This is a genomic window from Burkholderia sp. 9777_1386, from assembly GCF_015712265.1.
Lineage (GTDB): Bacteria > Pseudomonadota > Gammaproteobacteria > Burkholderiales > Burkholderiaceae > Burkholderia > Burkholderia cenocepacia.
Genome location: NZ_JACCQB010000098.1, coordinates 1 through 9,782, shown reverse-complemented (window position 1 = coordinate 9,782; position 9,782 = coordinate 1). Strand labels below are relative to the sequence as shown.

Sequence of the window (9,782 nt, the reverse complement as noted above, 5' to 3'; positions counted from 1 at the left end):
GAAGGTCGCCCTCGTCGCATGCATGCGCAAGCTGCTCATCACGCTCAACGCCATCGCTCGCACTGGCGAGCGTTGGCAGCCGGATTTCAATTGCGCATGACATGGGCTGTCTCAAGATGGTTGCTGTTTCGTTATCGTGGGCGGTCGGGGCGTCGCGCTACCCGCCGCCGTGCTCGCCAGGCGCCGCCACACGGTCGTCGCCGTCCGGCAGCCCGAGCGAGAATTTCACCGGGAAGCGCACCGCGAGCGTGCGGTCGGCCGCCACTTCGCGCGCGACGCCGCGAGCCCGCACCTGCGGATCGTCGAACAGCTCGCCGGCATCGGGCACGCGCGACACCGGCAGCCCGAGCGCGCCGAGCACGCGCATCCAGTCGTCCTGCGTACGCGTCGCGAACAGCGCGCGCAACTGCGCGCCGAGCGCGTGCCGGTGCTGCTGCCGGCCCGCGCGCCGTGCGTAGCGCGGCTCCCGCAGCGCCGGACATGCATCGCCGAGCGCGTCGGCGAACGCGGCCCAGAACTTGTCCTCGAACGTCGCGAGCGCGATGTGCCGCCCGTCGGCGGTTTCGAACAGGTCGTTGTCGGGCATCACCCAGCGGGCGGCATCCGGCGTATCGCGGCCCGTGCGCAGCGCCCAGGCGGCCGGAGCGGTCCACGCGAACATCGCATCGTGAATCGACACGTCGAGGTGCTGGCCGAGCCCGTTCGATCGCGCGCTCATCACCGCGACGGCCAGCGCGAGCGCCGCATGCATCGCGGCCGCATGATCGGCGAGCCGCACGCGCGGCCGCGCGACGGTGTCGCGCAGTTGCGCGGGCACCGACCAGTAGCCGGCATCGGCGAGAAAATTCAGGTCGTGGCCGGGCCGGTCCGCATACGGACCGTCCTGCCCGTAGCCGGTGATCGAGCACAGCACGATGCGCGGGTTCGCGCGGGCCAACGTCGCGTAATCGAGCCCGAGCCGCGCCATCACGCCCGGCCGGTTGCCTTCGACCACCGCATCCGCGTCGCGCACCAGATCGAGAAAGCGCGAGCGCCCGTCCGGCGTCTTCAGGTCGAGCACGAGCGAGCGCTTGCCGCGGTTGAACTGCGCGAACGTGTCGGCGCCAAACTGCCGCAACGCGTCGCCGCCCGGCGGCTCGACCTTGATCACGTCGGCGCCGAGCTGGCGCAGCAGCGCGCACGCATGCGGGCCGGGCAGCAACTGGCCGGCATCGACGATCCGCACACCGCGCAGGCACGACCATGCGGGCGCGTGATCGTCGCCGGCCGGCCACGCGCCGCGCGTGCCGCGGGTCGTCATGCGTCGAGCCCCGCGCCGGCCGGATCGAGAATCGCCTTCGCGATCGCGTTGCGCTGGATCTCGCTCGTGCCGGTCAGGATGCGGAACATCCGCAGCTTGCGGAACGTCTGCTCGACCGGATGGCCGCGCGTCACGCCGACGTTGCCGTGAATCTGCACGGCCTTGTCCGCGACCTCGAAGCACCGCTCCGACACGTACAGCTTGCACGCGGACGCCGTCATCCGCAGGTCGGCGCCCGCATCGGCGAGGGCCGCCGTGTGCGCGATCATGCTTTCGCACGCCCACAGCGCGGCCGCCATGTCGGCGAGCATGTGCTGGATCGCCTGGAAGCGCGCGATCGGGCCGCCGAACTGCCGGCGCGTGCGCGCATGGTCGAGCGACGCGCGATACGCGGACATCGCGAGGCCCAGCATCGTCGGGCAATGCAGCAGCCGGTTCACGTTGATGCGCGACATGCCGAGCCGGAAGCCGTTGCCGACCCCGCCGAACACGTTCTCGCGCGGCACGCGCACGTCGACGAAGCGGATGTCCGCGTCGATGTGCTGGCCCGACATCGGCACGTACTCATGCTGAACGCTCACGCCCGGCAGGTCGAGATCGACCAGCACGGCCGTGATCTGCGGCGGCGTCGCGGTTGCGTCGGTCACGCACATCACGATCGCGAAATCGGCGAATGGCGCGCCGCTGATGTAGTGCTTCGTGCCGTTGATGACGAGTGATTCGCCGTCCTCGACCGCCGTCGTGCGGATGCTCATCGCGTCCGAGCCCGAGTGCGGCTCGGTCAGCGCGAAGCACGTCGATTTCTCGCCGCGCATCACCGGCCGGAAATAGCGGTCGAGTTGCGCGGTGGTCGCGTACTTCAGCATGTTGCCGATGCGCGGCGGCCCGCCGAGTTCGCCGAGCACGTGCGGCGCGAGTGCCGCGCCGCAGGCGGCCAGGTCGGCCTTCAGCGCGCACACCTCGGCGATCGACAGCCCCTGGCCGCCGATCTCGACGGGCAGGCTCGCGGTATAGAAGCCGAGCGCGGCCGAGCGTTGCCACACGCGGCGCAGCACGTCGCGCGGCCACACGTCTTCCGAGTCGAGCCCGAGCTCGCGCTCGATCGGGCGCAGCTCGTCGTCGACGAAGCGCAGCACGGCCGCGCGCAGCGCGACGAATTCGGGGCGTTGCAGATGATCGAACATGGCGGACTCCTTCAGTTGACGCGACGCGTGACGCCGCGCCAGTACGGCTCGCGCACGAGCTTGCGGGCGATCTTGCCGCTCGCGTTCTTCGGCAGCTCCGCGACGAAATCGACGGAGCGCGGCGCCTTGTAGTCGGCGAGCTGCGCGCGGCAGTGCGCGACGAGGTCGGCCGCCTGCGCGGCATGGCCGGCACGCAGCACGACGACGGCCTTCACGGCCTCGCCCCACTTGTCGTCTGGCACGCCGACGACGCAGGCCTCGAGCACGCTTTCGTGCCGGTACAGCGCCGCTTCGACTTCGGTCGGATACACGTTGAAGCCGCCCGAAATGATCATGTCGTGCTTGCGGTCGACCAGGTAGATGAAGCCTTCGCGATCGGTGCGGGCGAGGTCGCCGGTGTGCAGCCAGCCGTCGACCAGCACCTCGCGCGTCAGCTCCGGCGCATTCCAGTAGCCCTGGAACACGTCCGCGCCGCGAATCACCAGCTCGCCGATCGCATCGCCCTCGACTTCGCGCCCGTCCGCATCGACCACCCGCACTTCCGTTTCGCCGAGCGGCCGGCCGCACGACGCGAGCCGCTCGCGGTCGTGCAGCAGCGCATGCGCGTGATCGGCGATCCCCAGCCGCGTGACGCCCGACGTCGATTCGCTCGCGCCGTAGCCTTGCGACAGCACCGGGCCGATGCGCGCCCATGCTTCCTCGATCCGCGCGGGCGCCATCGGCGCGGCGCCGTAGCCGAGCACCTTCAGGCTGCGCAGGTCGGCCTGCGCGAGCGCCGGCGTGTTGAGCAGCATGTTGACCATCGCCGGCACCATGAACGTGTGCGTGATGCGCTGGCGCGCGACTTCGGCGAGGAATTGCGCGGGCTCGAACGCGTCGAACAGCACCAGCGTCGCGCCGCAGAACAGGTAGGGCTGCATCAGCATCCCCGACGCGTGCGTGATCGGCCCGATCAGCGCGAGCCGGTCGCCGGGCTGCGCGGGACGGTCCATCCCGAGCACGATCTTGCGCAGCGACGCGAGCCGGTTGCCGTAGCTCTGCATCGCCGCCTTGATGCGCCCGGTCGAGCCGGACGAGAAGTGCAGCACCGCGAGATCGTCGGCCGCCGGTACGTAGTCGGGCGCCGTATCGCTCCCCTTCGCGAGCAGCGTTTCGTAGTCGAGGTAGCCGGAGACCGCGCCGTCGAGCGACACGAACCGCTCGACCGACCCGAAGCCCGGCGAATCGGGCGTGTAGTCCGTATAGCCGCGCCCGCCGATGAACGCGACGGGCGTGCAGTTGCCGACGACGTCGGCGGCCTCGGCCGCCGTGAAGCGCGGGTTCAGCGCGGCTTTCACGAGACCCGCCTTGTACAGCGCGCACTCGATCTCGACGAGCTCGATGCAGTTGCGCGCCTGCACGGCGATACGCTCGCCGCGCGCGAAGCCGAGGCCGCGCAGCGCGTTCGCGAGGCGCGTCGAACGTTCGTCGAGCTGACGGTACGTGACGGCGCGGTCGCGGTGGACCACGGCGGGCTGGCTGCCCCAGTAGCGGGCCGCGCGCCGCAGGAAATAGGCGAAGCTCAAGACGATTCTCCTGGTCGAACAGTGCCGCCAGTCTGTAAGATGCCGAGGCATCACCACAATGCATTACCGGATATAAAGTCATAACCGACAGGAATCCCCTGATGGATACCCGCGATCTGGAGTACCTGCTGGCCGTGGAGCGGCACGGCAGCATCGGCAAGGCGGCCGACGCGCTGGGGCTGTCGCAGCCCGCGCTGACCAAGGCCGTGCAGCGGCTGGAGACGCAGGTCGGCGTGACGCTGTTCGAGCGCACCGCGAACGGGATGACGCCGACGCCGGCCGGCGCGCGTTTCGTCGCCCGCGCGCAGCGGATCGCGCTCGAATTCGACGATGCAATGCAGGAGATGCGCGCGATCCGCGGCGGCGAACAGGGCGTCGTGCGCGTCGGCTACTCGCCGACCGTGCCCAACGCGTTCGTGCTCGGCGCGTGCCGGCAACTGATTCGCGAGCGGCCGGCCGCGCGGCTGCGGCTGCGCTGCCGGCTCGCACGCGAGCTGCTCGACCTGCTCGCCGCCGGCGAGCTCGACCTGGTGGTGGCGCCCGAGCCGCAGCAGCCGGACCCCGCGCTCGACACCGTCGCGCTGTTCGACGACCGGCTCACGGTGCTCGCCGACGCCGCCCACCCGCTGCAGCGCAAGCGCGCGCTCACGCTCGCGGATCTCGCCGACCAGGAATGGCTGCTGCCGGAGACGACGATCCCGGTGCGGCGCCGGATCGACGACGCATTCCGCGCGCGCGGGCTGCCGGCGCCGCGCCTGCGCGTCGAGACCGATTTCGGCAACACGTCGCTGCTGCAGTTGCTGCGCGGCACGTCGCTGCTGTGCGTCGGCGGCGCCGATGCGCTCACCCAGGTGACCGGGCTGCGCACGCTCGACCTGCGGGCCGGCGAACTCGAACTGGACCGCCGCATCGGCGCGATGCACCGCGCGGGCGCGTACGTGCCGCCGCTCGCGCAGCGGATGATCGCGCTGCTGCGGGAAAGCGCCGCAGCGCGCGCCGACCATCATTTGCGGGAGTGATGACACTCCCCTTTTTCTGCGGATTTGACCGGGAAGCGGCGGGCCGACAACACTAGCCCGCAGTGCCGCATGCATCGCGAAGACGGCACGCGCCTGCCTCCCCCTTCAGAGTCCGCCATGTACCCGACCGACACCGTGCAATCCCCGGGCGCCGCTGCCGCGCCGCTCGCCGACCGGCAACTGCGCCGGATCGTCATCGCCTCCGTCGCCGGCAACGCGAGGGAGTGGTACGACTTCTTCGTGTACGGCACGGCCGCGGCGCTGGTGTTCGGTCACGTGTTCTTCCCCCCCGGCGCCTCCCCGCTCGCGGGCAGCCTCGCCGCATTCGCGGCGTTCGCGCTCGGCTTCGTCGCGCGGCCGCTCGGCGGGATCGTGTTCGGCCACGTCGGCGATCGCTACGGGCGCAAGGCGTCGCTCGTCTGGACGCTGCTGATCATGGGCGCATCGACCTTCGCGATCGGCCTGCTGCCGACCTATGCGCAGATCGGCCTGTGGGCGCCGGCCGCGCTCGTCGTGCTGCGCCTGCTGCAGGGCATCGCGTCCGGCGGCGAATGGGGCGGCGGCGTGCTGATGATCAGCGAGAACGCGCCGCCCGGGCAGCGCGGCTATTACGCGGCGTGGAGCCAGCTCGGCGTGGGCGGCGGCTTCGTGCTGTCGTCGATCGCGTTCCTCGCCGCGCAGGCGCTGCCGGACGACCTGTTCCGCGCGTGGGGCTGGCGGCTGCCGTTCCTCGCGAGCATCGTCATTTTCGCGATCGGCATCTATATCCGCCGCCATCTGCCGGAAAGCCGCGACTTCGAACAGGCCGGCAAACGCGGCGCGCACACGCACTTGCCGATCGTCGAGTGCATCCGCCGCCATCCGAAGGAAATCCTGCTCGCGATGGGGCTGCGCGTGGCCGAGAACGGCGGCGCGTACATCTTCCTCGCGTTCTCGCTCGTCTACGGAAAATACCTCGGGATTCCGAACGGCACGATGCTGACCGGCGTGATGATCGCGATGATCGTCGAAATGGGCGCGATGCTCGCCTGGGGCCGGTTGTCCGACCGGATCGGCCGCAAGCCCGTGTACCTGATCGGCGCGCTGAGCCTCGTCGCGTGCGCGTTTCCGTTCTTCTGGCTGCTCGACACGCGCGTGACGCCGCTCGTGTGGCTCGCGCTGACGGTCGGCACGGCGGTGAGCCACGGCGCGATGATCGGCACGCTGCCCGCGCTCGTCGGCGAGCTGTTCAGCACCGAAGTGCGCTACTCGGGCGTCGCGCTCGGTCACGAAGTGGCGTCGATCTTCGCGGGCGGGATGTCGCCGCTGATCGCGACCGCGCTGCTCGCGCGCTATCACGCGTCGTGGCCGGTGTCGCTGTTCCTCATTGCGCTCGGCCTCGTGACCGTCGCGACGCTGTGCGTGATGCGCGAGACGCGCATCACGCCCGCCGCCGGTTCGCGCGGCGACCCGGCATGATCGCGCGGCGCTCAGCGCCCGGCGTCGCGCCGCGCGCGGTCGAACGCCGGCGCCAGCCCGAGATGGTCGAGCAGCCGCGCGAATTCGCCGAGCCGCTGCCGCATGTACGCGGGCACGTCGACCGCCGCATAGTCGTGAAAGCCGGCGCCCGTGCGCACGCCGTCGCGGCCGGCTTCCATGTTGCGCACGACGCTCGCCGCCGGCGCGAAGCGCGGGCCGATTTCGCCGGCCAGGTACGTCGACGCGTAGTACAGGATGTCGCAACCGCCCCAGTCGATGAATTCGAGCAGCCCGAGCACCGCGAAACGCGGGCCGAAGCCGGTGCGGATCGCAGTGTCGATGTCCTCGGCGCTGGCCACGCCTTCCTCGACCATCCGCGCGGCCTCGTTCATCGCGAGCGCCTGGATGCGCGGCACGATATAGCCGGGCGCCGGCCCGCAGATCACCGGCTTCTTGCCCACGCGTTCGAGCAACGCCGCGAGCCCGTCGACGACGGCCTGATCGGTCGCCTCGCTGCGGCTGACCTCGACGAGCGGCATCAGCAGCGCCGGGTTCAGCCAGTGCGCGTTCAGCATCCGCGCCGGGTGCGCGACGTGGCGCTGCAATTCGGTGACGACGAACGTCGACGTGGTCGACGCGATCGTTGCGTGCGCATCGACGTGCTCGCCGAGCCAGCGCAGCGCGTCGGCCTTTGCATCGAGCACTTCGGGCAGCGCCTCGAACACGATGTCGGCATCACGTACCGCGTCGGCCGCGCCGTCCCGCGCCACGAGCGCGATGCGCGCGACGACGGCATCGGCCTGTGCGGCGTCGATGCGGCCGAGCGCGACCTGCGCGTGCAGCGGCCGCACGATCTCGTCGCGCGTGCGGCCCTCGAATGCGCGCCACGCGTGCACGTCGCGCGGCTTGAAGTCGATCAGCGTCACGTCGAGGCCCGCGAACGCGAACACGAGCGCGATGCCCTGCCCCATGCGTCCCGCGCCGAGCACGTGAATGCGTGTCACATCGACAGCCGCCTTCATGCCGAATACCCCGCGTCGAGCAGCGCGCGCAGCGCGTCCTTCGACAGCGCCGCGAGCCCGAGCCGCTCCAGCGTGCGGCCTTCCGCATACAGGTCGCGCACCGCGACCGCGCTCGCGATGCTCAGCAGCCCCTGCGCGACGGGCGTCGGCACGCCGGCCCAACGCCCGCACGACACGATGAACGACAGCCCGAGCCGGGTGTCCTCGAGCATGTAGCGATGCGCGCGCAGATCGATCTTCTCGCGCCAGTCGCCGCTATCGGTCAGCTTGCCGTGCGCGCCGCGCCCGTACATCCACTCGTCGCCGTCGGTCGCGTAGTGATCGGCGAGCGGGAAATGCGGCGCGCGGTAACCGAGCGCTTCGCGCACCGCGATGCGTTCGGCGTCGAGTGCATTCGTCACGCGGCGGATCGACGGCTGCGTGCCTTCGTTGTGGATGTCCCACGCGTCGAAGTGTTCGAGCGGCCCGGCGTTCATCAGGATCAGCGGCGGATGGATCACCGGGCCCGCGTTCATCAGCGCGCCGGACAACGCATCCTCGACCGGCTCGACCGACGGATAGCCGGCGCGCAGCACGTCGAACGCCCAGCCCGCCGCATTCGCCGGCCACACGCCGGTCGGCAGGCGCGTCGCGTATGCGCTGATCACGACGTCGTTGTCGCCGTGCTTGCGCACCAGGTACGGCAGCGTGCCCGTTTCGGCGAACGCGACGCGCGAACGGTTGCCGGCATCGGCCGCCGCGCGGGCGAACACGGCGCTGCCGAACGTGCCGGGCGGCAGGAACACGACCTGGCCATCCTCCAGCAGCGGCGCGACCTGCGCGGCGAGCGCGTCGTGCGACGTGGCCGGCAGCGGCACCACGACGAGTTGCGCGCCGCGCAGCGCGGCGGCGAGATCGTCGGTCAGGCGGATCGCGCCCGGCGCATCGCCGAGCGGCACCGAACGCTTGCCGCGATAGTCGGCGACGTTCAGCACGCCAAGCTCGCGCAGCCGCGCATGCGGCTCGCGATCGCGCCGCCACCACGTCACGTCGTGGCCTTTTTCGAGCAGGTCGATGGCCGCCGCATGGCAACCGTGGCCGCCGCCCAGAACACATACCTTCATCGTTTTCTCCCGGTGATCGAGTATGTCCGAGACTACGCGGCCGCCCGCGCCGCGTCGCTTCAAAACGCGCAACGACGCGCCCGTTCGCGCAACGCAATCGCGGCGATGCGCAGGCCGCGGCGCTCCCGTATCCGCCACGAGGTCTAGGCATGGACATCGCCCTTTCCCGCCATGCGCCGAACCGGCTCGGCACGCTGCAGGCCCCCGACGAGGTCGAACGCGCGGTCGCGTACCGGCTCGGGCCGCACCGGATGGCCGCGTCCGGCCGCGATCCGTTTCACGCGGAGCTGTACGAGGTGCCGCTGCATCACGGCGCGCTGCTCGAACTCTGCTACGGCCGCGAGACACGCATCGATTTCGGCGACGATGCCGATCACTTCCTGTTCCGGCTGACGCTCGCGGGCGCATGCGAGCTGCAGGCCGGCAGCGTCGTCGCACGCGCCGGGCCCGGCGAGCTGACCGTGTCCTCGCCCGCGCTCGCGAGCCGCCTGCGCACGAGCCCCGATTGCCGCAACCTCGTGCTGCGGCTCGAACGCGGCGCGCTCGAATGCAAGCTGCAGGACATGCTGCAGGCGACGCTCACGCGGCCGCTGCAATTCGACCTCGCGGCCGGCGGCACAGGCGCCGCGCTCGTGCTGCCGACCTTCGAGTACCTGTGCCGGCTCGGCGCGCAGCCGGGCGTCGGCACGGCCTCGCCGGTGTTCGGCGCCGACCTCACCGCGTGGCTGATGTCGCTGCTGCTCACGCACCTGCCGCACGCGTACAGCGACGCGCTGCTGCGCGGCACGCCCCCGCTGCCCGCGCACGTGCGCCGCGCGTGCGATCACGTCGATGCGCATCTCGGCGAGCCGCTCGCGCTCGCCGCGCTGGCGGCCGTCGCGGGCGTCGCGCCGCGCACGCTGCAGCATGCGTTCCGCGCGTTCCTGCACACCACGCCGGCCGCGTACGTGCGCGAGCGTCGGCTCGCCGCCGTGCACGCGGCGCTGCAACGCGGCGACGCGCGCAGCGTGACCGACGTGCTGATCGCGCACGGCATCCATGGCTTCGGCCATTTCGCGAAGGCGTATGCGCGGCGTTACGGCCACCCGCCTTCCGTCACCGCGAGGCAGACCCGATGACGCTCTCCGCTCC

At 71.2% G+C, this 9,782-nt stretch carries 8 protein-coding genes and 1 pseudogene; 4 read left to right on the top strand and 5 right to left on the bottom strand.

The features are described from left to right. Nucleotides 1-100 (top strand): annotated as a pseudogene (locus tag H0X91_RS35530) (IS110 family transposase); the annotation flags it as partial. Between the two features lie 57 nt (nucleotides 101-157). Here the strand turns inward: H0X91_RS35530 and H0X91_RS34260 are convergent. From H0X91_RS34260 to H0X91_RS34250, 3 genes are read right to left on the bottom strand one after another with little or no spacing between them, the layout of a single operon-like run. Further along, a complete protein-coding gene (locus tag H0X91_RS34260) occupies nucleotides 158-1,300 on the bottom strand; it encodes a CaiB/BaiF CoA transferase family protein (RefSeq protein WP_058902763.1) in 1,143 nt (380 codons plus the stop codon). Continuing rightward, complete coding sequence (locus H0X91_RS34255) at nucleotides 1,297-2,484, bottom strand: acyl-CoA dehydrogenase family protein (RefSeq protein WP_196433789.1); 1,188 nt, start codon at nucleotides 2,482-2,484, stop codon at nucleotides 1,297-1,299. The genes H0X91_RS34260 and H0X91_RS34255 overlap by 4 nt, the downstream gene beginning before the upstream one ends. Nucleotides 2,485-2,495: 11 nt before the next feature. Next, a complete protein-coding gene (locus tag H0X91_RS34250; protein ID WP_006495628.1) occupies nucleotides 2,496-4,049 on the bottom strand; it encodes an AMP-binding protein in 1,554 nt (517 codons plus the stop codon). A gap of 101 nt (nucleotides 4,050-4,150) precedes the next feature. Here H0X91_RS34250 and H0X91_RS34245 point away from each other — a divergent pair, with 101 nt between their 5' ends. Then, nucleotides 4,151-5,068 (top strand): LysR family transcriptional regulator, encoded by a 918-nt coding sequence (locus H0X91_RS34245; protein ID WP_196433788.1) that lies wholly within the window; start codon nucleotides 4,151-4,153, stop codon nucleotides 5,066-5,068. Nucleotides 5,069-5,185: 117 nt separating this feature from the next. Next, nucleotides 5,186-6,526 (top strand): MFS transporter, encoded by a 1,341-nt coding sequence (locus tag H0X91_RS34240; RefSeq protein WP_196433787.1) that lies wholly within the window; start codon nucleotides 5,186-5,188, stop codon nucleotides 6,524-6,526. Nucleotides 6,527-6,537: 11 nt separating this feature from the next. Here the strand turns inward: H0X91_RS34240 and H0X91_RS34235 are convergent, their stop codons facing one another. Both H0X91_RS34235 and H0X91_RS34230 read right to left on the bottom strand, forming a co-directional pair. Then, nucleotides 6,538-7,548 carry a 3-hydroxybutyryl-CoA dehydrogenase gene (locus tag H0X91_RS34235; RefSeq protein ID WP_112750748.1) on the bottom strand — a complete coding sequence of 337 codons (1,011 nt, stop codon included), beginning with the start codon at nucleotides 7,546-7,548 and terminating at the stop codon, nucleotides 6,538-6,540. Continuing rightward, complete coding sequence (locus H0X91_RS34230) at nucleotides 7,545-8,651, bottom strand: NAD/NADP-dependent octopine/nopaline dehydrogenase family protein (RefSeq protein WP_006483602.1); 1,107 nt, start codon at nucleotides 8,649-8,651, stop codon at nucleotides 7,545-7,547. Before H0X91_RS34230 ends, H0X91_RS34235 begins: the two co-directional genes overlap by 4 nt. Nucleotides 8,652-8,800: 149 nt before the next feature. Between H0X91_RS34230 and H0X91_RS34225 the strand changes: the two genes are divergently transcribed. Then, entirely contained in the window at nucleotides 8,801-9,769 is a 969-nt protein-coding gene (locus tag H0X91_RS34225; protein ID WP_196433786.1) for an AraC family transcriptional regulator, read from the top strand. The last annotated feature ends 13 nt before the right edge of the window (nucleotides 9,770-9,782 follow it).

Bases quoted from the DNA above. Each gene is read 5' to 3' on its own strand.
- H0X91_RS34260 (WP_058902763.1), bottom strand. From the start codon at position 1,300: ATGACGACCCGCGGCACGCGCGGCGCGTGGCCGGCCGGCGACGATCAC.
- H0X91_RS34255 (WP_196433789.1), bottom strand. From the start codon at position 2,484: ATGTTCGATCATCTGCAACGCCCCGAATTCGTCGCGCTGCGCGCGGCC.
- H0X91_RS34245 (WP_196433788.1), top strand. From the start codon at position 4,151: ATGGATACCCGCGATCTGGAGTACCTGCTGGCCGTGGAGCGGCACGGC.
- H0X91_RS34240 (WP_196433787.1), top strand. From the start codon at position 5,186: ATGTACCCGACCGACACCGTGCAATCCCCGGGCGCCGCTGCCGCGCCG.
- H0X91_RS34235 (WP_112750748.1), bottom strand. From the start codon at position 7,548: ATGAAGGCGGCTGTCGATGTGACACGCATTCACGTGCTCGGCGCGGGA.
- H0X91_RS34230 (WP_006483602.1), bottom strand. From the start codon at position 8,651: ATGAAGGTATGTGTTCTGGGCGGCGGCCACGGTTGCCATGCGGCGGCC.
- H0X91_RS34225 (WP_196433786.1), top strand. From the start codon at position 8,801: ATGGACATCGCCCTTTCCCGCCATGCGCCGAACCGGCTCGGCACGCTG.